This window comes from Nocardia sp. NPDC051030 (genome assembly GCF_040683015.1).
In the GTDB taxonomy this organism is placed as follows: domain Bacteria; phylum Actinomycetota; class Actinomycetes; order Mycobacteriales; family Mycobacteriaceae; genus Nocardia.
In genome coordinates this window covers 24,553-48,404 of sequence record NZ_JBFBCD010000004.1, presented here as the reverse complement: position 1 = coordinate 48,404, position 23,852 = coordinate 24,553, and the positions used below count along the sequence as shown (strand labels likewise).

11 protein-coding genes are annotated in these 23,852 nt (G+C 62.5%); 7 read left to right on the top strand and 4 right to left on the bottom strand.

All coding sequences use genetic code 11. The features are described 5' to 3' along the window. Positions 1 to 234: 234 nt before the first annotated feature. The 4 genes from AB0N05_RS13805 to AB0N05_RS13790 all read right to left on the bottom strand — a co-directional run bounded on the left by AB0N05_RS13805 (position 235) and on the right by AB0N05_RS13790 (position 3,302). Positions 235 to 1,500, bottom strand: a complete 1,266-nt coding sequence (locus tag AB0N05_RS13805; protein ID WP_364692476.1) for a DNA sulfur modification protein DndB — start codon at positions 1,498 to 1,500, stop codon at positions 235 to 237. A gap of 45 nt (positions 1,501 to 1,545) precedes the next feature. After that, positions 1,546 to 2,106, bottom strand: a complete 561-nt coding sequence (locus AB0N05_RS13800; protein WP_364692473.1) for a hypothetical protein — start codon at positions 2,104 to 2,106, stop codon at positions 1,546 to 1,548. 79 nt (positions 2,107 to 2,185) lie between these two features. Next, the gene (locus tag AB0N05_RS13795; protein WP_364692470.1) at positions 2,186 to 2,563 is read right to left on the bottom strand and encodes a DUF732 domain-containing protein; all 378 of its coding nucleotides are present in this window, start codon (positions 2,561 to 2,563) and stop codon (positions 2,186 to 2,188) included. A gap of 142 nt (positions 2,564 to 2,705) precedes the next feature. After that, the gene (locus tag AB0N05_RS13790; RefSeq protein ID WP_364692467.1) at positions 2,706 to 3,302 is read right to left on the bottom strand and encodes a hypothetical protein; all 597 of its coding nucleotides are present in this window, start codon (positions 3,300 to 3,302) and stop codon (positions 2,706 to 2,708) included. 153 nt (positions 3,303 to 3,455) lie between these two features. On the opposite strand from AB0N05_RS13790, the gene AB0N05_RS13785 reads away from it, so the two are divergent. Genes AB0N05_RS13785 through AB0N05_RS13755 form a run of 7 tightly spaced genes read left to right on the top strand, consistent with a single transcriptional unit; the run spans position 3,456 to position 23,725 of the window. Beyond that, on the top strand, positions 3,456 to 5,450 hold the full coding sequence (locus AB0N05_RS13785) for an N-6 DNA methylase (RefSeq protein WP_364692464.1): 1,995 nt from the start codon (positions 3,456 to 3,458) through the stop codon (positions 5,448 to 5,450). Next, the gene (locus AB0N05_RS13780; RefSeq protein ID WP_364692462.1) at positions 5,438 to 6,448 is read left to right on the top strand and encodes a serine/threonine-protein kinase; all 1,011 of its coding nucleotides are present in this window, start codon (positions 5,438 to 5,440) and stop codon (positions 6,446 to 6,448) included. Before AB0N05_RS13785 ends, AB0N05_RS13780 begins: the two co-directional genes overlap by 13 nt. Next, a complete protein-coding gene (locus tag AB0N05_RS13775; protein ID WP_364692459.1) occupies positions 6,402 to 9,248 on the top strand; it encodes a helicase-related protein in 2,847 nt (948 codons plus the stop codon). The genes AB0N05_RS13780 and AB0N05_RS13775 overlap by 47 nt, the downstream gene beginning before the upstream one ends. Continuing rightward, entirely contained in the window at positions 9,245 to 14,305 is a 5,061-nt protein-coding gene (locus AB0N05_RS13770) for a hypothetical protein (protein ID WP_364692456.1), read from the top strand. The genes AB0N05_RS13775 and AB0N05_RS13770 overlap by 4 nt, the downstream gene beginning before the upstream one ends. Further along, complete coding sequence (locus tag AB0N05_RS13765) at positions 14,302 to 20,715, top strand: DEAD/DEAH box helicase (protein WP_364692453.1); 6,414 nt, start codon at positions 14,302 to 14,304, stop codon at positions 20,713 to 20,715. The genes AB0N05_RS13770 and AB0N05_RS13765 overlap by 4 nt, the downstream gene beginning before the upstream one ends. After that, on the top strand, positions 20,712 to 22,838 hold the full coding sequence (locus AB0N05_RS13760) for a UvrD-helicase domain-containing protein (RefSeq protein WP_364692450.1): 2,127 nt from the start codon (positions 20,712 to 20,714) through the stop codon (positions 22,836 to 22,838). Before AB0N05_RS13765 ends, AB0N05_RS13760 begins: the two co-directional genes overlap by 4 nt. Next, positions 22,835 to 23,725: a serine/threonine-protein kinase gene (locus AB0N05_RS13755; RefSeq protein ID WP_364692447.1), complete on the top strand. Its 891-nt coding sequence runs from the start codon at positions 22,835 to 22,837 to the stop codon at positions 23,723 to 23,725. The genes AB0N05_RS13760 and AB0N05_RS13755 overlap by 4 nt, the downstream gene beginning before the upstream one ends. Positions 23,726 to 23,852 lie beyond the last annotated feature (127 nt).

Below are 23,852 nucleotides of genomic sequence, written 5' to 3'. Positions count from 1 at the left end.
TCCTGGATTGTGTCGCAGCACTGATCGGGGGACTGAAGCCGTCGAGGCCGATCAGTTGTGGTCGTTATGCGAGAGTGCTGAACGAGCGACGGTCGGTGCCGTCCAGAGGCGCGTCAACTCAGTGGTACCGCGTTCCCTGTTGATCTCGGGAGCTTTTCGAAATGTCGGCCAGGCACCGGCAGCCAGATTGAGTCGAGGCGGGCTGCCCTGCCCAGTTCACCTGGTGCCCGTGGACTACAGGCCGCTCGGCGCCTTCCGGTACCAGGCGCTGATTACGCCGACCAAATGGACGATGTTCTGGGTGCGCATGATCGGCGCCGCGGCATTGGGTTCGAAGTCGACGTGTGCTTCGCTGGTGCGCCAGATGCTGGTTTCGGCGACCGGCGCAGCCATATGTGGATCGAGGCGCTTGAAGAACTCGATGATGTCGTCGAGCTCGATGGGGTTGTCGCCGCTACGCAGTTCCCGGAAGACACCACCCAGAACCCGCAGCATGCCGACCGAGCCGAGCAGGGACGTGCGGCGCAACTTCTGAGACATGGTCTGCTCATCGGTCTTGCGCTCAGTGCTGATCTCCTCCTCGGTGATAGCCGCGAGCTCGGTGAAGGCGGTCGACATGACGTCGAGGAAGTCCTTGACCTGTTCGATGACCTCGCCGTCGGTGAGCGTCTGTTCGGCCTTCTTGCTGATCCGACCGCCGGCCCCAGCGATCACGGCACGGGTGATGTCGGCAACGTGCTTGGCGCCCAACAGATTCGGGTTCTTCAAGGTCATTCGATCCTGCTCAGCGTCGACGCGGCCTTTCAGGAGCGGGTGGTCGATGACGTCGGACAGCGTGCGGTTGGCGACCTTGTAGCTGTCGAACCGGGCGCGCACAGCACTGCTGATGCCTTTAGCATTGTCGGCGACGTCGACGAACATCTGCTGAGCCTTGATCGGATCCGGTTCGACGTAGATGTCGAGCCCGACATACTCCTGCTTGAGCCGATTCATCTGCCCCACAAGCTTGTCGCGATCGGTCTGCAACCGCGCCGCCTTGTCCACGCTGACCTTGCGCGCCAGCTCCCGGTCGATCCCGGAGATGGCGTCGGTGATGCGCTGCTTCTCGATGGAAATCCCCAGCACCCGATGCTGCCCATCGATAGTGCGCAGCGTGGCGATCCCACCGATCGCCCAGGGCACGGTGAGATACCCGACGCGCCCCTCGTCATCAGCCTTCTGGAAGACACAGCCCCCACCGTCGCGGGCGAGCAGAGCAGGCGCGACCCAGTCCTGTTTGAAGTCGAGATATTCACCGAACTGCTTGGCGTGCAAGCGATCCACCTTGCGGTTGTCCTTGTCGACATTGTTCGGATCGGGGACAGGCAGGATGGTGGGCAGGTCGAGCAGCGGTACGCGGGTGGAATAGACGGACCGCCCGCCCTGAGTGGTCTTGAGCGCCAGGTAGGTACTGGAATCCTGTGGTTTGGAAAGGACGCGGGGATCGATTGCGATGGTCATGAGGTCTCCTGGAGATTGATGGTGGAAGGTGCGAGCGCCTGCCGTTCAGATCGGTACAACGGCCTGAATCACGGCGACGGGTGTGCTGAGCGTGTCGCTGCTGACAGATCCGGTAACGACATCGGTCTTCGTTCCCTTGACCTTGATGGAATGAATGCGTTCCCAGGTCGTGCCCTGGTCCACGACGACGGTCACGCGGTACGTCTTCGCCGGATCGAAATTCATTGGCCCGGTGGCGGTTACCGCGAGCTCGTACTTGAAATTGCAGCCGGCTGAGCCGAAGCATTGCTTGTCGGTGACAGTCAGCTCGGCTGCGATGTTGTCGATCGCGGGCACGTCGTAGACAACCGTGGGCATCGGCGCGGGCTTAGCGCCGGTCGAGCGGCTGGCATCGATCGTCGCGCCCGCGGGTGCGCCCCCGGACGGGGTGTCGGCTTTCTTGTCGTCCTTGCCGGTCAACGCGCCGCCAATGCCGCAGATGACAACGATCGCGGCGACGATTATCAGGATGATCTTGAGTGCGTTGGACTTCTTGGGCGGTGCCGGCGGCACCTGGTACTGCTGCGGGACGGGTCCCTGTGGGTATTGCGGAGGCTGATAAGTCATGGCATTCCTAGTGATTCGAAGTTGTTGGACGGAACACTGTCTCGCTGATGTCCCGGTCGTCGGCCGTATCGGACTGGGCTCAGAGCTGGTTCCAGGGGCAATAGGCGTCGATCGCGGCACCGAGGAAGGTGTAGGGGTAGTCCAAGGTGTCGCGGGTCTGCTCCGCGAGGATGATGTGGTTGCGGGCCGAATTCCCATGGGCGTCGAGCCATTGGCATTCGGACTGCGCGAGCTGAATGGCAGAGTCCTGGACCTTGCAGCTCGCATCGTCGTGATACGACTCCCTGAGGAAGGACCGATCGGCGGTGCTGCGAGACCCACATCCGTTGCCGGAAGAGATTCCGGCTGAGCCGGTGTCGGCCGGGGCCGCGAAAGCGGTTGGTGCAGAGGCGATAAACGCACCGGCTGTGACGCCGATGGTGAGAATGGTCGATGCGGTCCGAGTGACGAAATGCATGGTGTTCCTTGAGATGCTGTCGGCTGATGCCGTTGTGGATCAGGCGACCCCGCGTAACGGGCCGCCGTGACTGTTCTGTGAGTGGTCGAGGCTTGAGGCGTCGAATGCGAGTTCGCGCCTTGTGGTGAGCGCGATATGACGGTCAGTGCTGAGGAAACCGCCGGAACAGGTTTCGAAGCGGTGTCGCCAGCCGGCGTTCGATGACCGCGGCGAAACTGTGGCGTTGCGCTTTCCTGGACTGGTTCCGATGCGGCACAGTCGGATACGCCTGCGTGGTGGGGTTCGCCTGATCCGTCGATGCCGACCCTCGCCGGGCGGCTGCCTCCAACCGAACCGCCACCTCGTACGGGGTGGGGATCGGTTCGGTCGCGGTCGCGGTAGTGGCTGTATTGGGCGTAATGGGTTCCATGGCCCGCGCAGTAACCGCCGCTTCCCCTCGGCGTGCTTCGAAGTCTTCAAGCGACCAGCTGGTCAGGTGCCACCCCTCGCAACGGCTGCACGAGTAGGCCCGCCGTTCACGCCGCCGGGAATCGGGGCGGTGGATCCCGGCCAGAACGGTCTCGGCCTCCAGTTGGTTGACATATCGCAGCTTGTAAGTGGGACACAGCTTGACCGGGATGAGCGCCGGCAGCTTCTTCAAGTCATCGCCGTGGCAAACGGTGAGGTTCCGACGGACGCCGTGCAGGCGACGGTTTCCACGATGTTGGCGCGGGCTGCGCATGTTCTGGACCTTGCTCATCACGACGTCCTTGCTAAGTGAACTTTCGGTTGACGACGCCTCGTTCGGCGACGCCATGAACGCTAAGCGAACGTGAAAACATTGTCAACACGTCGATCGGTAATTGACTTCGACTGCCGTTTGGTTAAGACTGCTGACATGGAGAGGAGGGGTATGTCAGACGGTCCACCGCTGATCACGGCAGCGGATATCTCTCGATATGCCGGCGTCACCCGGGCGACGGTCAGCAACTGGCGGCGACGCCACCCCGACTTCCCGGCCATCGCCGGAGGTACCGAAGCGCGTCCACTGTTCGACTTCGATCAGGTTCAGGCTTGGCTGACCGCACGCGGCATGGAGGCGGCGCGGTCGCCGCTCCCCGAATTGCGCACGCTGGTTCAGGCGCAGGTGCGTCCGGAGGACGTCATGCCCTTACTGGGAGCGGTTGGTGTCGAGCACGGCAAACTGGTCATCACCGGAACGCCTCGGCGGATTTCGGAAGAACTGTCGTCCGCGATGCGGAAGGTGGCAGATGCGGATGGTGCTCGTGCGGTGCTCGAGGTGCTCGCAGAGCGTGCACTGCAGGGTGGGCTGGAGGCCGGCCAGTACTGGACACCTCCATCGCTTGCCCGATTGATGGCAGACCTACTTGCGAGACCGGATGGTGGTTACCCGAGCAGTGTGTTCGACCCCGCCTGTGGGCGGGGCGGGCTGCTGATCGGGGCTGCTCGACACAGTGCCACCCAACTGTATGGACAAGACGTGGTGCCGGTTCAGATCGAGCTCGCTCGACTGTCCGTGGGTTTGGAAGTTGGCGTGGCGCCCCAGGTGCATGTTGGTGACAGCCTGCGAGCCGATGCGTTCGCTGGTTTGCAGGTGGATTCAGTGTTGTGCAATCCGCCTTTCGGGCAACGTGATTGGGGTGCCGACGATCTGAGGCTCGACTCGCGTTGGGTGTACGGAGAACCCCTGCGCAACGATTCTGAGCTGGCATGGGTGCAGCATGGACTCGCGCATCTACACCCCGGTGGCACCGCCGTATTCGTATTGCCGCCGGCGGTGGCCACCCGGATCTCGGGTCGGCGTATCCGTGCGGCCTTGCTGCGCGCCGGAGCATTACGGGCGGTCATCGCCCTGCCAAGTGGGACTGTTCCGTCAACCGGGCTCGCGTTGCAGCTGTGGATATTGCGACGCCCCGATACCGGAGAATCGACACCGGACCGAGTGCTCTTTGTGGATGCTGCATCAACACGGGAGTCTTTCGACGCGTATGCAGATCAGGCAGTGTCGATCTGGCGGGCCTTCGACACCGAGCCGGAGTCGTTCTCGGCGATCCCGGATATCGCGGCACCGGTCCACGTTGTAACCCTGCTAGATGACCTCGTGGATCTGACCCCGGCTCGATACACGCGCACGCCGTTGGATCCGCAGACCCTGTCGAAACGGATCGACACGGTATTGACCGAACTCTCAGTACAGGTCGAGGCGTTGCGCACCGAGCTCGGAGCGGTACAGAGATGGCCTGTGGCGCAGCAGAAATCGTGGCGCATGGCGACGGTGTCCGAGTTAGCGCAGGGCGGTGCGCTTCAAGTGCTGCGCACGGCCCCGAAACTGGGAGAGAACACTGCCGTAAGGGACGACGGTACCAGGGCGCGACCGATGATGACGGGTCGCGATCTCGTTACTGGCGTGCGTGCGTCGGAGACCGTGGGAGACCTGGCAACATCATCGAATCTCGTGGTGATCGAGGTCGGCGACGTCTTGCTTCCGGCGGTGCGTGGCACCCGCTCGGATGGCGTTCCCGTGCGAGTCGCCGACGCGACGGATGCCGGTGTCGTCGCGGGCTCGGGCGTGCTCGTACTGCGTGCGAAACCAGATCGTCTCGATCCGTGGTTCCTGGCCGGTTTCGCTGCGAGCACCGAAAATGTCACCTCGTCGGCGATCTCGTCCACGATCCGCACCGAAACGAGCCGTATTCGAATACCGTTGCTGCCGTTGTCCGAACAAGGGGGGTACGGTGCGGCCTTTCGGCGCATCCATGAACTTCGGAGTGTTGCGCATCAGGCCGCTGGATCCGCCGACACACTTGTGGGTCTCGTGTCCTCCGGTCTAGCGACGGGGGCTGTGAACCCACTCGATGACGAGGGGAGAAGCCGGTGGAGCGACTGAAGAGTACCGATCCCAAACGGATCGGTGGTGTCGCGATTCGGGGTCGGCTCGGTAACGGTGGTATGGGCCGGGTCTATTTCGGTGTCACTGGTGACGGAGATCCCGTGGCCGTCAAGGTGATTCGTGACGAGCTGCTAGGTCGGACGGAGGTGCGTGCCCGGTTCGCCCGTGAGTTGGATGCCTTGCGGTCTGTACAAAGCCCGCATGTCGCGCCACTTCTGGCCGCCTCCGATGAATCGGAGGAACGGCCCTGGCTCGCTATCGATTACATCCGCGGCCTCAGCCTCAAGGAACTGATCGAAGAGCGCGGTCCGCTCGGAGCAGAGCAGACCGCGACCCTCGGGCTGCTGCTGACGAAAGCGCTCGCCGACATCCACGCTGCCGAGTTGCTGCACCGGGACCTCAAACCCGGCAACATCCTGATGGGTCGAGAAGGTCCCAAGGTCATCGACCTCGGGTTGGCCGCGTTCTTGGAGGGACCGACCGATCTGACCACCAGCGAAGCCCGCCTCGGCACGCCGGTATGCATGTCGCCCGAGCAGATCAACACGCCCCGGGAGCTGACCGCTGCCACCGACGTCTATGCGCTCGGTTCGACCCTGCTCTACGTCCTGACCAAACATTTTCCCTTCCAGGACCAAGTCGCCCTGGTTCTGCTGCATAAGATCTCCAGTCCGAATACGCAGCCTGATCTAGGCGGAGTCCCGGAATCGTTCGAGCCTCTGCTGCGACGCATGCTCGCGTTCGACCCGGCGGCCCGGCCTGCCGTCTCCGAATTGCATAGCTGGTTCGAGCAGATGGTCGGCAACCAGTTGTCGACCGCGATCCGGAACCTCGCCGTCACCACCTACGTGGAACGCGACACCGATCCCGCGGAGCAGATCCCGCCCCGCAAGCCGCCGCGCAAGGACCTTTCCACGGTCGCCCCGCCGGGATCGGTGATCCACCGTCTTGCCGAGCGACTGCGCAACAATTACGCCTCTACCGCCCGTTTCTGACAGCTCGAGGAGCACAGTGACCGAAACCGCTTACCCACCCGGCGCCCGGATCGAGGTCCGTGACGCCGAGTGGATCGTCCGGACGTGCGCGAAGATCACGCACGACGACCGCGACAGCTACCGGATCACCGCGGTGGGTGCGTCGGAGTTCGTGCGCGACGAGGAAGCGGTCTTCTTCACTGAATTGGACGAGATCAGTCTGCTCCAGCCCGAGGACACCATTCTCGAGTTGGATGAGACGCCGCGTTTTGCGAAGAGCCGGCTCTTCCTCGAGGCCGTGCTGCGCCGCACCCCGCTGCCGCAGACTGAGACCGGTCTGGCGTTGGCCGATCGGTTCCTCCTGGATCCGCTTGTCTACCAACAGCGTCCGGCGGTGAAGGCGTTGCAGGCCCTGCGCCCGCGCATACTTCTTGCGGATGTGGTCGGCCTGGGGAAGACGCTCGAGATCGGCCTGATCTTGGCGGAGCTGATCCGGCGCGGCCGCGGTGAACGAATCCTGGTGGTCACTCCGCAGCAGGTACTCGAACAGTTCCAGCACGAGCTGTGGACACGGTTCGCAATCCCGTTGATTCGCTTGGACTCGGTGGGTATCGAGCGCATTCAGCGCGACATTCCCGCCGGCCGTAATCCGTTCACCTACTACAAGCGGATCATCGTCTCCATCGACACCCTCAAGAACGGGGGCAAGTACGGCCAGCACCTCGAGAAGATGCACTGGGACGCGGTTGTCATCGATGAGTCGCACAACCTGATCGGCGAGACTAGCCTGCGCAATAAGCTCGCTCGCTTGCTCGCCCGTCAAACGGATGCGCTTTTACTGGCCAGCGCCACCCCACACAATGGCAACAGCGAGTCGTTCGCCGAGCTGATTCGCATGCTCGATCCGGCCGCCATTGCCGACAGCTCGAAGTACCAGGCGAAAGATATTGCACACCTTTACATTCGGCGCACCAAGACCGACGCCGAAGTGCGCAACCAGATCGGTACCAAATGGCCGGATCGGGGCCCTTCGGTGCCGCTGCGCTGCGCCGCGACACCGGCAGAGGAGAAGATCTTCGCCGAGTTGACCGAGGTATGGTTGGCGGGTGACCGGCGAGTCGGCGGCCCGGTGGTCGGCACCGCGAACCGATTGTTCCCGTACAGGCTGCTGAAATCTTTCCTGTCGTCGCACAAGGCGCTGGCCAAAACAGTGGCCAACCGCTTGGAGGACCCCGAGGAACCGCGCGAGGTCGATGCTCTGAAAACCTTGCAGGCGCTGACTTCTCAGATGACCGACGACGACTCGGCCAAACTGGCCGCGCTCGTGGACAAGCTGAAAGAGATTGGTGTTGGCCCGAAGAGCCACACCCGCGTGGTGGTGTTCTCCGAGAGCATCGAAACAGTCAACTGGCTGCACAGCGTGCTCCCGCGCCAACTGGGCCTGCCGGCTGACGCGGTGGACAAGCTACTCGGCACCGGCATGTCCGACCAGACCCAGCAGGACATCATCGAAGGATTCGGCATGTCCGACAGCAAGGTTCGCGTGTTGGTTACCACCGACGTCACCTCCGAGGGCGTCAACCTGCACCGGCAGTGCAACCACTTGATCCACTACGACGTGCCGTGGAGTCTGATCCGGATCGAACAGCGCAACGGCCGCATCGACCGCTACGGGCAAAAGCATCAGCCTCAGTTCAGCGCACTCATCCTCACTTCGGAGATCGAGGGGGTCAAGGATGACCGGACGGTGGCGGAGAAGCTCCTGGCCAAGGAGGAGGCCGCTAACCGTAGCCTTGGCACCGCGGAGGCTGTCACCGGCGAGTACGGCGCCAAACGCGAGGAGCGCCGCCTGATCCAGGATCTGTTGGCGGGCAAGACCGTTGAGGAATCCCTGGATGTGCAGCCGTTCGACGACGTGCTCGCTGATCTGCTGGGCTCGGTCGGAGTCGAAGCCGTGGACGCCGACCCCACCAGCGCGGACGTCCCGCACCTGTTCGACAGCACGGAGGCCTTCGTGATGGAGTCCGTAACCTCTCTGCACCTACTGGACGACCTGGAAGACGACGGGGCGATGCTGGCGTTCACGCCGCCCAAGGACCTGGTCCATCGACTGTCCTCGCTGCCTGCCGACTACCTGCGCATGCACAAGGTGCGCGACCGCATGAAGGTGACCTTTGATCGGAAGCTGGCCCAGCGCAAGCTGTCCGAGGCCCGCGACACCAAAACAATGTGGCCGGAAATTGCCTACCTATCGGACCTGCATCCGATGGTGGATTGGGTCACCGACAAGGTCCTCGTGCGACTGGGGCGGCAGAAAGCCCCGGTGATCGTGGCCGCTGTCGACGAACCGGTGTTCCTCATCCAGGGCATCTACTCCAACGCCTTGGGTCAACCCACCGTGGTGGAGTGGATGGCCGTCACTCACGACGGCGTGACGCCGCGGCCGATGACGGAGGTCCTGGCCGACGCGAAGGTCGGGCCTGTTATGACCAACACCGGCCGAGCCATCGACCTCGCACCATTGCAGGCCCGCGTCGGTGATGCGGTGGCAGCAGCCCGCGCCCACCTGGAGGGCCGCCGCAGCGACTACGACACCAAAGTTGTTGCACCGCTCAATGATTACCGCGACAAGCTACAGGCGTGGCAGCAGCTCACCCTCGACGGCCTCGATATCTCCCCGCGGGGGCGCAAGGACAAGGCGAAGGACATAGACGACACCGTCGAGCGTCAGCAGCAGCTGCTGGCCGCCATGCAAACCACCGGCACGCCGCTGCTGCGGGTGCTCGCCGTTCTCGTACCGGAGCAGGAGGCAGTGCATTGAGGCTTGACTCCCTCGTCAATCGCGGCGACTATTTCTCGGCCCATTATCTGGCCGAGGTATTGCCGAAGGATCTGAAGAAGAAGGACGGCCTGCTGGCGCGCTGGACCGAACAGGAGAAGCAGCACCGCCAGGAGCAGCCGGACGAGTCGACACCGAAATGGGTGACCCCGCGGCAGGGCGTGCGCGCCCTCCGCAAACCGTTCTTCGCCGACCGTCCGTTCTTCGCCGATCTCGACGCTCGCCGGCGCGACGGTGACCAGCCGCTCACCGCGCACGAGTCGGCCGAATGGCGCAAGCAACTTCATGAGCTGCATGGTGATGTGCTGCGCGCGTTGGGTTTCGAAGCGCAGCCACGCGAGCTGACCGTCAAACGGGCAGGTCGTGAGCACACTGTCGCGGTCGCGTACGCCGACGACCACCTGATCGCCATGGAGTGCGGTTGGGCTGTCGACGTGGACGCCGCACTCGACGACGACCAGGCCGGAAAGCTGCTCGACCCAGTGCCGTTGGACAACCACGAGCTGATCACCTCGGGCACGAAATTGGCCAGATGGCTGTTCGCCGGCGACACCCCGCCTCGCTACGTGCTCATCCTCGCTGGCGGCGTGGTAATTCTGGCCGACCGCGCGACTTGGGGCGAAGGCCGCTTCCTCGGCGTCAGCCTCGATATCGCATTGGGCCGCAACGATGTCGACGAACTGGCCGTCATCGCCGCCCTCTTCGGCGCTGACTCGTTGCTGCCACCTGCCGAAGGCGGCTCCGAACCCCTGGCTGAGCTACTGAACAGCTCCCGCAACCACGCGGTCGGCGTCTCGAAGGAACTCCGCGACGGCCTCAAGGAATCGGTCGAGCTGATCGCAAACGAGGTTCTCGACCGCGTCCGTGCCCAGGGCGCGCGCCCCGAGGACATCATGGAGCCTGCCGCCCTCGCCAAAGAGCTGGGCCGCGAGTCGCTGCGCTACCTCTACCGAATCTTGTTCTTGCTCTATGCCGAAGCCCGCCCGGAGCTGGGTATCCTGCCTACCGACGATCCGGACTACGGCAAGGGCTACAGCCTCGCTCGCCTCGGCGATCTTGTAGTGCGCGACCTCAGCGGTGAGGAGGCACGCGACAGCTTCCACCTGTACGAGTCGCTGGATCTGCTGTTCCGCCTGGTCAACAAGGGACATCGGCCGCGCAAGGGTGAGGAGGTCTCCGAGGACGAAGGACTGCGGTTCGAACCCATGCGTTCGGACTTGTTCGAGCCCAAGGCGATCGGCCTCATCCGCAAGGACCTGTTGCTCGATGACGACGAAGGCCGCGTGATCGACACCCGATTGAGCAACGGCTGCCTCTATGAGGTACTGCGCAAGTTGATGCTCGCGAAGGGCCGACGCAAGGAGCGTGGCGGCTTCATCTCCTACGCTCAGCTCGGTATCAACCAACTGGGTGCAGTGTACGAGGGTCTGATGTCCTACACCGGGTTCATCGCTACCGAAGACCTGTTCGAGGTTGCAAAGAATGGCGAACCCAAGGACGGGTCATGGATGATCCCGGCCTCAAAGGAGAACGACTATCCCGCAGAGGTATTCGTCCGCCTCGAGGACGAGGGCGGGAAGGTCGAAGAGTATAAACGCTATCCGCGAGGCACCTTCGTCTACCGTCTCGCCGGCCGCGACCGCGAGACCAGCGCCTCCTATTACACGCCCGAATCACTCACCAGTGTCACCGTTCAGCTCGCCCTGAAATCCTCCCTCGATCAGGACGGCACGACCACTACGGCGCAAGAGATCCTCGACTGGAAGATTTGCGAGCCCGCGCTCGGCTCCGGCGCGTTCCTCAACGAGGCCATCAATCAGGTGGCGGCGGAGTACCTGAAGCGCCGTCAGCGCGAACGTGGGGTCGACATTGACTCGGAACGTTATGAAGAAGAATTGCAAAAGGCAAAAGCCTATATTGCCCTACACAACTCGTATGGTGTCGACCTCAACGAGACCGCCGTCGAGCTGGCCGAGGTCTCCCTCTGGCTCAATGTCATGCACCCGGGCCTCCAGGCTCCCTGGTTCGGCTTGCATCTTCGCCGCGGCAACTCGCTCATTGGAGCAAGTCGCAAGGTATACAGCGCTGTCCAATTGACCAAAGGTGAATGGCTCCGACAGGCGCCCGAGGATCTGCCATTCTCTGCGGGAGCATTGTCAGCGGGGAAGATTCACCACTTCCTAGTGCCCGCCGACGGGTGGGGCGCCGTGGCGGGTGCAAAAGAAGCCAGATCCATAGCGCCTGATCAGACCAAGCAGTTGGCCAGCTGGCGGAAGAGCATGAAGAGGAGAGTCTCCGATAAGAAGGCAATCGGTCGTCGGTCCTCCCAGGCTGAGCGACTCCAGGCCCTCGCGGGCCGCGTCGAATACCTGTGGGACCTGGTGATCCAACGCCTGACAATCTCCGAGCGAGAAATCAGCCGCAAAGTCGAAGTGTGGGGTATGGATTGGCTCACCCACCCGGAGGATGTCGTCCTCAAGGAAAAGGTGTATCTGGACCTCACCTCTCCCGGTACGCCGTACTGGCGAATGAAGCAGGTTATGGACGCCTGGTGTGCTCTTTGGTTCTGGCCATTGGATAAAGTCGGATTGTTAGACGGCACTGACGCTATATACACCCAGGATCATCCGACGGATTCCATACTGGATTCGCTGATTTCGACAACGACCGCCGCCGATCGGCCGATGGCTGACAAGCCCACCGGATTCGAGCAGGTTTACATCACCGAGTCGCTGTTCAGTCTTGGCGACGAACAACTCGACCTAGCAGAGTATGCCCAAGCGCAGGCGGCAGCCGTACGGAAACCCAAGCCTGCACATCGTCGCAGACTCGATCCGGTCCGGCAGACCATTCCACTCCGAAACCTAGATGATTGGTTGGATTTCGCCGAAGCCGTTCTTGGGCGGGTCGATGTACCTGAAGGCTCGCTCGTTACCAGCTTCGAGAGTCTTGCCGACCTTGAGGAGTACGAGGACCAGTTGCCCATGTGGATGGGTATGGATTCGGAATTCAAGCTCGGCGAGCGGTTTCCGTGGTTTTCTGCTGCTGAACGCGTCGCCCACTACCACGGTTTCTTTCACTGGGAGTTGCAATTCGCCCAGGTCTTCAATCGAGGCGGATTCGATCTTCAGGTCGGCAATCCCCCGTGGGTTCGTCCCCGGTGGGAGGAGGCCCCGATTCTCGCCGAGGTTGATCCCTGGTTCATGCTTGCCGAGAAGCCGAGCGCTACAGAGCTTCGATCCCGCAAGGATCTCGTGCTGCAAAATAAGACTTCGCGCGCGTACTTTGCAGGGGAGCTGTCATCTGTGACAGCGATGGTTGATTTCCTAGGCGGTGGCATTTCCTATCCGCTTCTCATGGGAACTCAGCCAGATCTCTACCGTGCATTTATGTGCCGCACATGGGACAGCCTGGGCTCAGGGGGCGCAGTTGGTCTTGTTCATCCGGACACCCATTTTGGCGGAGTAAAAGAGGGTCCACTCCGTGCTGAGGCCTATCGCCATCTCCGCCTCCATGGCAATTTTGTCAACGCGGGAAACTGGGCATTCGAGATCGGTCGCACAAGGGAATTTGGGGTGCACATCTACGGTACTAGGAAGGCTATCGGGTTCGATCACCTAAGCCAGTTGTATTGCGCGGAGGTCCTGGTCGACTCATTTGAGCATTCTGGAACTGGGGACACGCCTGGTCAGAAGTATCATGGAGATTGGGATCGTAGACCCCACGCGGAAAGAATCGTCCGGGTCAATAATGCACTGCTTGAGCAGTGGCGCAGAATTAGCGGTGAGACTGATGTCCCTGTTGAGCAGGCTACGCTGCTCTTTCCTGTATCCGTACGAGAGCAGGGAGCAATCGTGGTTCTAGGCGATTTCTTGCTGCGTCTCCGGTCGTATAATCCGCAAATCAGCCGTGGGTACGACGAGTCAATTGCTAAGAAGGATGAGCTTATCGAATATGGCGTAGGACGTCCGGAATCTATAGAGGAGGTTATACTCCAGGGAACTCATTTCGGTATCGCAACACCGTTTTCGAAGGAGCCTAACGAGCCTTTCAAGAACGGTAGGGACTGGGTATCCTTGGATCTGACTACGCTACCGGAGGACGTTATTCCTCGGACCACTTATATCCGCCAGTCGGATCGGAAGACATACGAGGGTGCGCAGGACGAGTGGGTCACGACGGAGGGCGGCTCTCGTTCTTACACGTCGTTCTTTAGAATGGCCTGGCGGCGGATGATCGATCCTAAAAGTACGGAACGTTCATTGTTTTCCGCACTGATTCCTCCTGGTCCGGCGCACGTGGACGCCGTGCACACCCTGGCATTGTCGGATAATCGAGGAACCGCTCTGACTGCCGGATTCTGGGCTACGCTTCCACTTGACTACTTGCTGCGCATTACAGGCCGGTCGGATCTACGAAATTCTGACGCAAACTCCATGCCGGCGGCTGACCCCGACCATCCCTTGGCTTCCGCGCTATTGCTGCGGACGTTGCGCCTAAATTGCTTGACCGAGCCATACTCCGAGTTGTGGGTGGAGCTCTATGATCCATCTTGGTTGAAGGAGACGTGGGCCGTAGGTTGGCCTAATCTACAGCCGCTCGGCGAAGTTAAGCCAACGTGGGATTATAAAACTCCGCTCCGCACCGAGCGCGAGCGGCGTGCCGCATTGGTTGAGCTTGACGTATTGGTGGCGGTTTGGTTGGGTATGACGGTTGATCAGCTGACTGCCATTTATCGAGGTCGATACCCGATTCTGGGAGACCGGGAGTCCGAGACATGGTTCGATGCAAACGGTCGTCGCGTTGCTGCTGACCCATATGCCTTTGGGTGTGGCCAGAAGAAAGAGCATTTCAGGCAGCTGATGGATTATCTTGACCCGGAGATCAACGGCATGGTTCCGGATGACTACGAGGCACCATTCTATAAAGCTGATCGTGAAGCTGAATATCGTGAAGCGCACGCCGTTTTCGCTGAGCGTCTGCGCCGGGCCGACTGGCCCCTGCCTGACAAGGTGAGCAATGTGGACGGTGCAGTGTGAAGCCAACGCTTGCGGCTGAGGAGCTGCGGAAGAGCCTGACGCAGTACCTCACAACAACCTTCGCCTTGGCCGAGCCGCCGGTGCGGGAAGCCCTGGAACGCTTTCTCGAACACCCGCAGCAAGGTATCTTCCGTGGCCCGTACCTACGGATTCGTACGAAGTTCCGCAAGGTTAACGAGAAGAGGTGGAGGAGCCCTCTGCAATGGGCGCCGGCCAGCTTCGTGCCACACTTGCATCAAGCGCAGGCGTGGCAGCGTCTCAGCACTCTCGGCAAGCGTGCGGAGCCGTCGCTGATCACGACCGGTACTGGTTCCGGGAAGACAGAGTCGTTCCTCATACCCGTGTTAGATCACTGCCAGCGCGAACGCGCGAGCGGCCACGACGGTGTGAAAGCCGTGTTCCTGTACCCGATGAACGCACTTGCCACGGATCAGGCCCAACGCATAAACGAGCTGCTCACCCAAACTGGTATGGAGCAGGTCACCGCTGCGCTCTACATCGGTGACACCCCTGAGGTCGGCTATCCGAAAGTGATGACCATCCGGTCGGAGATCCGCCGCAATCCGCCGGACATCCTCATCACCAACTACAAGATGCTCGATCTGCTGTTGCAGCGGGCCGATGATCTGTCGCTCTGGGAGGACGCTCGGATCGCCTATGTCGTGGTGGACGAGTTCCACACCTACGACGGCGCGCAGGCCACCGATGTGGCAATGCTGTTGCGCCGCTTGGCTGCCGCCACCGGGCATTCGCGGCCTGGCGCGCCTCTGGGCGATATCTGCCCGGTGGCGACCTCCGCCACTCTGGGCGAGGGCGGCGACAGCTCGGAGATTCGGCGGGTGGCCGAGAAGGTGTTTGGCGTGCCGTTCCCGGAGCGGTCCGTGATCGGCGAAGACCGGCTCACCGTGGACGAATTCATGGATGATCTCGATATCGGACTGCCGCTGCCGACTCCGGAGGATCTGCTCAATTGCCCCGACCCGTCACGGTATCCGGGAGCTATGGACGAAATTGCCGGAGCCGTCACCGGATTCACCACGCTCAACCCGGCAGAACTCGGTAAGTACCTGCGCAAGCACATCCTCACCCACGCGGTGCTGGAAATCCTCAACGGTGAGCAGCAGAAGGGACGTCCGCGCACTATGGCGGAGATCCTGGAGCTCCTGCCCAAGCGTGGTGCGTATACCTGGGGCGCGACTATCCGCGACAATCCCCGCAAAGCAGCGGCAGCGCTCGCTCGATTCATCGCGCTGCTGTCGGTAGCCCGGGACCCGGACAATCCGAAACAGCCGCTGCTGCTTATCGAAACCCATATTTGGGCGCGTGCCGTGTCGCGGTTGACGCGTGTGGTGGATACCGTGCCGGCGTTTGCCTGGGAAGGGGAGCCGCCGGTCCGTGATGCGGATTCGCTAATGGATCCGGGTGGTCAGACTCGACTGCCTGCGGTCTACTGCCGGCACTGTGGCCGTTCCGGATGGTCGGCCTACTCGCCGGAACGTGATCCGGCGGAACTGGTCGTCAACCCTGACAAGATCTATCGGGCCAATGTCGGTTCAGAGAAGAAGCGGGTCCGGCCGTTGATCAAGGCCACCGAGAAGGAAGTGGAGGCCGGGGTTCGGGGCTTGCTGGTACTGGACAACGATCGCGTTCGGCCGTTCGATCCGCAGGAAACGCTGCGTGCGGACACCGTGTATGTCCTGGGTGATGTCGGAACCAGCCCCGAGGCGAACAGTATTGCTGTGAAGGACCGCTGTCCGGCTTGCAATATGGACGAAGGCATCCGATTCCTAGGTGCGGGCTTGGCAAGTCTGGCGTCGGTGGCGATCACTCAGCTATTCGCCGGTGGTCAACTCGAGCCTGCTCAGCGGAAAACCCTGCTGTTCAACGACTCCGTGCAGGATGCCGCGCACCGGGCCGGTTTTGTGGCCAATCGCTCTTACGCCTTCTCGTTGCGCCGGCTGATCACCAGTCGCCTCGACTCGGAGGCACCGATCCTGTTGCACGACTTGATCGCTGATCTGGCGGGAGCAGCCACCGAAGCTGAGGCGCTGCCCGCGGTGGTGCCGCCCGATCTGCACGACCTGCCCGAGATCGACGCCATCTTGGCTGAGACAACCTCCGGCAGCCCACATGCCTGGGATCTCATCGGGGATCGGCTGGCATTTCAGGCGATTCTGGAGTTCGGATTGCGTTCCCGGCAGGGCCGCACGCTCGAGCTGACCGGCACCGCTGCCGCGGAGGTCGTGCTCGACGAGCCGGAGCTGGTGGCCGAGCTCGCGCGGGACGCGCACATGCAGGTCTCCGGGCAGATCGAAAAGCAGTCTCCCGAGCGGTATCTCGTGTTCGTCCGCGGCCTGTTGGAGCGAATGCGTTACCGCGGTGCGATCAAGCACCAGTGGCTGGACCGCTGGATCGACAATGCGGGCACCAAGCGGTTCGGGACAATTTGGGGTCGACGCCCGGATGGGATGCCCGCATTTCCGCGTGGTCTGTCCGCGCCCACCTTCGTTCGGGACCGCGCCAAGAAGGGCTCCGAATTCGACGGTATTGATTCAGATCAGGGATGGATGCAGGACTGGGCGATTCGGTGCCTGGGCTTGGCGCGCGGGCAAGCGGGCGAGTATCTGTCGAAATTCCTGCCATTGCTCGCCGCGCAGAGTGTGATCGCCAAGCGGGTCACCGCCGACGGTGCCACACAGGTATACGGCTTGCAGCCCGGCCACATTCGCGTCCGGTTCCTGGAGAACAACCAGGTCGCCGGCGCGGGCGTCGGCTGTGATCGTTGCTCCTGGCAGCAGACCGTCCATCCGGAGCAGTTTGGCGACTGGTTCGGTCAGCCCTGCCCTCGATACCGTTGCGGGGGAACGCTGTCGGTGCGCGACCTGCTAGACAAGAACGACTACTACCGCCATCTTTACCTCGGTACGCCGTTCCGGGTGGTGACCGCCGAGCACACCGGCTCGCTGACCCGCAGTCAGCGTGAGCAGATCGAGCAGCAGTTCAAGGATGGCACCCGCTATAACGACCCGAATGTGCTGTCCTGCACGCCCACATTGGAACTCGGCATCGACATCGGCGATCTGTCGGCGGTGGTGCTCGCTTCTCTGCCACCCGGACCGGCCAATTACGTGCAGCGCGTCGGCCGTGCCGGCCGTAAGACCGGCAATGCCTTCTTGGTTACTCTCGTCGGCCGGACGCCGCGAGACCTGTACTTCCTTGATCAGCCCTTGGCAATGATCGACGGCGAGATCATTCCGCCCGGAAGTTACCTGTCGGCCGTGGAGATCCTGCGTCGGCAGTACCTGGCACATCTGGTCGACATCGCCGCCCGGGATCGACTGCCCGACGTGCTGCCATTGCCGCGTCGTGCGTCGGCGCTGTTCGGCGAAACCGGTTGGCTGACAGGCTTCGTACCCGCCGCGCTGGCCTCCGGAGCTGTCGAACCGTTCCTCGATCTGTTCGGCGATACGGTCACCACCGACGCGACGAACGACCTGCGCGCCTTCGCCGTCTCCGGCCTCGTCGACGTCGTGCGGCAAGCCGAGCTAACTTGGGACGAACGATTGGCGGACCTGCGGGAACGCCTTCAGCTCATCGACACCGCGATGGAGACCTCGCAGGACGATAAAGACAACCAGATCGTGAAACGGTCGATGCGCGCCGAACGTCGCGCAATCTCCAAGCGCATCAACGAGATCGGTAGCCAGAACGCCCAGGGCGCGCTCGTCGAGTTGGGGCTGCTGCCCAACTATTCGCTCATCGACTCGGCAACCGCCCTCGAAGCCACTATTACCTGGGACGAGGATACTTCAGCCGGGGATCGCGAATACCACAGCGAGGTCCGCGAATACCGCCGTCCTGCCCGAATTGCCCTCACCGAACTCGCCCCGGGCAACACCTTCTATATGCGCGGCTACCAGCACGAGATCAGCGGGCTGGACGTCGGTTCCCCGACTCGGCCGGCGTGGCAGCAATGGCGGGTGTGCCCCGACTGCGGTTATGTGCGCACCTCGCGGGCCGCGGAGGACACCTCGCCATGCCCGCGGTGTCGAGCCACCGACATCGGGGAAGTCGGTGCGCTGCACAAGGTTTTGCGTCCGACGCGCGTGACCGCCCATGATCGTCGCGACGATGCCCGCATTCGCGATGACCAGGACGACCGCAAGCGTAGGTACTACGAGACGGTCGCCGCTGTCGATATCGATACCGCCGATATCGCCGAGGGCTCATGGCGACACACCAAAGCCGTATTCGGAGTGGACTTCACCCGGCGCGCGGTAGTCCGCGGATTCAACCTCGGCACAACGCGCTACGACCGCCCGGCCGGTGACAGGTTCGCCGGTGAGGACGTGCGACTCAACCCGTTCTTCACTTGTCCCGCTTGCGGCGGCACCACCGTTGACGGGCCGCCGGTCGCGTCGTCGAACAGTCTTGTCGCACCGTCGATCTGGGACAAGTCGCGACAGCACCACCGGCCTTGGTGTCCGTATCGGCGGTCGGCGAAGGACGCGGAGTACCTGAAGTTGATCCTGGCTCATGAACTCGAGACCGAGGCGCTGCGCATCCTGTTGCCCATCGCCACACTGCGGGCCGAGGAACGTTCGGCCACGTTCCAGGCCGCATTGATGGCCGGCGTGGCCCGCAAGTACGGCGGCGACCCGGATCACCTGAAAATCGCCACCGCCACGATGCCCGACCAGGACACCGGCCGTCGGCGTCGGTTCCTGGTGCTGCATGACACCTTGCCCGGCGGCACCGGCTACCTGCATCGGTTGGCAAGCTCCGACGGGTTCCGTGATGTACTCGTCGCGGCCCGCGAAGTCGTGGTCACCTGCCCTTGCCAGGACGAGACACCGCCGAAGGCCGCGTGCCATCGGTGCCTGCTCTCGCACGTGCCGAACGCCATGTACGACAAGGTGAGTCGCCTCGACGCGCTCGAGATGCTGGACGATCTGCTCACCGACTGGGAGGTGGCCGAAGTCGCCGACACCGATCAGATCTCGCTGTGGGATCAGGTGGAAAGCGAACTGGAAGCCCGATTCCTCGACGGACTCACGAAGTGGGCGGGGCGGACTGACACAACGGCCGCTCTGGCCCGAGGTGAGCTCGTGGGCGGGAAGCGGACCGCCGACCTGCGAATCGAAGGACCCGACGGGCAGGTGCGGCACTGGAAGATGCTGCTGCAGAACACTATCCGCGGAACTCGCCCCGATGTGGTGTTCCGCCTGGTCGACGGCGATCCACAAGAGGTCTCGGTCTACCTGGACGGCTACGAGTTCCATGCCTCTCCAACTCACAACCGGCTCGCCGATGACGCGCGTAAACGCGCTCGCCTGCGTGCTCACCGTGGCCTGGTCTTCCAGCTCACCTGGAACGACATCGATAAGTGGGAGTTGCGGGGCTTCGGCCCGAATACCTCGAAGGAGCCGCTGGTCGCGCCCTACCAGGGCAATGCGCAGAACGCCGCGCGGACCGTCTATCAGCAGCAAACCCATCGCAATACCGACGAGTTGGTAACCACCATGTGGGCCAATCCGATCGACACTCTTCTGGCCTATCTGACTGATCCGGAGCAGAAAGTGTGGCGGGCACGGGCCGAAGCGGTGGTGGCCGGAGCGACGAAGACTGCGAAATCCGCGCCGAGCATGTCCGATGCCGCCGGTGTCGCGGATCGGGTGCTGGCCGCACTGCGGGGGACCTCACTGCCCGCCTCGGAGGCCGGCAAGATCGCCATAATCGCCGCTGATTCGTTGGCAATCATCCTCGATCGTCGTGCTGACCCAGTGTGGAGTGCGTTCACGGTGATCGATGACGGCAACGACGCCATCGAGGCCGATTCGGACGCTCACAAACAGCGTTGGGCCATGTGGCTGTATTGGGGAAATCTCTTGCAGTTCCTCGACTTCGGCGCGGGCGATAGTGCGCAACTTGCCCTGTCCATCTTGGACGAGTTCGACGCCGACCAACTCGCGGCAGCGGGCGGCAGCGGCTTCCTCACCATGCTCAGCCTCCTGCCGCTGGACGACGACCTGACCGACGAAACCTTGCCTCCGCCACCGCGGCGAGAGCCCAAACCCGAACCTCGGCCCGCGCCGGACGATTACGCCGTATCGGCGGAATGGCTCAAGGCACGCGACCTACTCGACCCGGACGAACCCGGGCTTGCCGAACTGGCGCATGAACTCAATGCGCTCGGCGTCCCCGCCCCCCAGGTTGGGTATGAGCTGGGCGAGCACGCCTGGCAAGCGGAATTGGCTTGGCCCACAGCTAAAGTCGCGGTGGTGTTGACTGGAGACGATGACGAGGCGCGCAAACGTGACGCCGCATTCGCCGATGCGGGCTGGCAGGCACGCCCCGCTCCGGCGTGGACGGCGACCGAACTCGCCGAACGAATCGGAGGAACACGATGAGTGGCGCCACCTTGCGAATGCTCGACAAGGCCTACAACGAAGTGCTGAAGCTTCCGCGGGCCGTCAAGGGCGCGATCTACGACTTCCAGCACAAGTTCCGGGAAAACCCGGAGTCACCGGGTTTGCAACTCAAGCAGCTCAAGGGTAATTCCCGACTGTTCTCGGCACGTGTGAACCTGGACTACCGGGCGTTGCTGCTGCACGCCGGTGGGCAGGACTACGTGATCGTCGCGATCAAGCCACGGCAGGAGGTTTACGACAACCTCGACCGATACGCCTACCAGATCAACCCGGTCAGCGGTGGTATCGAATTCGTCGACCTGGTGACCGCCGAAGCCGCGGTACCGGAGGAACCGGCCGGGCCGACACCGCTTTTCGTGCAGTACGCTGCCGAGACGTTGCTGGGCCTCGGTGTCGCGGAGCCGCTGCTCGGGCTCATCTCCAAGATCACCACAGAGGACGAACTGCAAGGCCTCATCTCCTACGCCCCGCAGCTCACCGCCGAAGTACTGCTCGAGCTGTATGCCGGGAAGACGCCCGAGCAGGTGCTGGAGCAGATCACCACCCCCGTCGCGGCCACGGAGGAGATCGACGCCGAGGATTACCAGGCGGCACTGGCGCGCCCTGCCACCGTGACGACCGAAGACGGTGCGCTGCAAGCGATCCTGGAGGAGGGCGACTTCGGTCGCTGGAAGGTGTTTCTGCACCCCACCCAGCGCAAGATTGTCGCCCGCAAATACAGCGGCCCCGCCCGGGTCAGTGGGGGCCCCGGAACCGGTAAGACAATCGTCGCGCTGCACCGGGTAAAGCATCTGGTGGACCGCCTCGGCCCAGGAACGGGCAAGGATGTTCTCCTCACAACCTTCAATACCAACCTTGCCGCCGACCTGCGGCAGCGCCTACTTGACCTAGCCGGCCCCGAAATCCTCGACCGCGTCGACATCTTCAATATCGACAAGCTCGCCGTCAAGGTGACCACAGAGGCTACCGGCAGCGCCGGAAGGCAATGGATCAATGACGCCAAGGCCGTCGAAGAGTGGGAGCGACTCCTCTCCGAGCAAGGTGAGCAACGGTGGGATCCGCAGTTCTTGCACGATGAGTGGACCCAGGTCATTCTCGGACAGGGCTTGACTACCCGCGCGGAGTACTTCAAGGCCCGCCGTGCCGGGCGCGGACAGCGCATCGGCAGGGAAGCGCGCGCTGCGATCTGGCGTCTGGTCGAGCGCTACGTGAAGCGGCTGGACGAACAGAACGTCTGGACGCTGCGGCAGGTCGCAGAACGGGCCGCTCTCCTGGAAACTGAACGCACCAAGGCCATCGACAGCGCGAACAACACTGCGCCACAACAAGGTAGCGAGCTGCGGCATCGATACCGGCACATCGTCGTGGACGAGGCTCAGGACCTCAGCCCCACCCACTGGCGGATGCTCCGTGCCATGGTCCCAGATGGGCCGAACGACTTGTTCATCGCCGGTGATACGCACCAGCGGATTTACGGTCAGTACGCATCGCTTGGACAGCTGGGTATCAACATCCGTGGTCGGTCAGCCAAACTGACTCTGAGCTACCGCACGACCCACGAAATCCTGGGCATGGCCGCCGCATTGCTCGGTGACGAGGAATGGGACGATCTCGACGACGGCAACGACGACCTCTCCGGCTATCGGTCGGTCTTGCGGGGGCCGGACCCCGCATTCCGGTCCTATGCGACGTGGGAAGCCGAACTCGATGGGTTGGCCGAACAGATCACCACATGGAACAGTGAATCCATCGCCGTCGCGGTACCCGAGCGGTGGATGGCGGACGCGGTCGCGAAACGCCTGAGCAAGGCAGACATTCACGCCAGCGTGATCGGACCCGATGGCCCCCGGGAGATCGACGCACCCGTGCACATCGGCACCATGCACCGCTTCAAGGGTTTGGAGTACCAGCGGATGATCCTCGCGGGCGTGGCAGAGGGTTGGGTGCCCGCCAGCCGCATCCTCGACCTGAAGCAGAGCGATCCAGCGCGCTTCCGCATGGAGATGAAACGCGCCCGCTCCCTGCTTTTCGTTGCAGCCACCCGGGCCCGCGACAGCATCGTCATCACTTGGAGCGGCAAGAAGAGCAGGTTCCTGCCGTGAAGACACTGGCCGACCGGTACCGCATCACGTCCGCTATCGGGAGCGGTGGCATGGGAGAGGTGTGGAGTGGAATCGACCTGCGCCTCAATCGCAAAGTTGCCATCAAACTCGTCGCCGATGAGTTTGCGACTGACACTGAGGCGCGGCGCCGGTTCAACCGGGAAGCCAGAATCACCGCTCGACTGCACCACCCTGGTGTGCCCGCGATATACGACTTTGGCAGTGACGGTGAGCTTTTCCTGGTGATGGAGTTGGTCCCCGGAGATACCGTCAACATGTTGATCGGTGAGCGCGGTGGACTGCCAGTGAGCTGGGCCGCATGCATCGCAGCCCAGGTATGCGCGGTGCTGGCGGCTGCTCACCAAGTCGAGTTGATACATCGGGACGTCAAGCCGGGGAATCTTGTCCTTTCTCCTAATGGTCTGGTCAAGGTAATCGATTTTGGCGCAGCCACGTCATTGAAGTCTGGGGAATACTCCACCATCACCGAGTGGGGCGAAGCTCCGGGATCGCTCTACTACATGGCTCCCGAGCTGTTGGAGGGTATGCCGGCCAGCCGAGCCAGTGATTTGTACTCGGTCGGCTGTCTACTCTACGAACTACTTACCGGTTCAAGACCTTTCGGATCGCGTGAACAGCTGATGGAACATGCCTGGAATCGAACTGAAGCGCCGATATCGATGAGTGGCGTACCACCGCAGCTGGAGGAGCTCACCCATCAGATGCTTACCGGCGAGCCGGCTCAGCGGCCCGCAGATGCTCGGGCGGTCTACCGAATATTGGCGCCTTGGGCTCGAGGCCTGACGCCTATTCCCGGGTGGATCGATCGAGATCTGCCCGATGACCCTGTACACATGTACCTTCATTCCCTCACGGATTCACAGTGATACACGGACGACGGAGCCGATCGGAATCGCGAGAGACTTGGCTGGCAGATTGGTTCCTCTGAAGAGGTTATCCCCATGGCTTGTCGCGGACCGGTCCGGCCGCGATCCGGAAACGCGTGTTGGAATC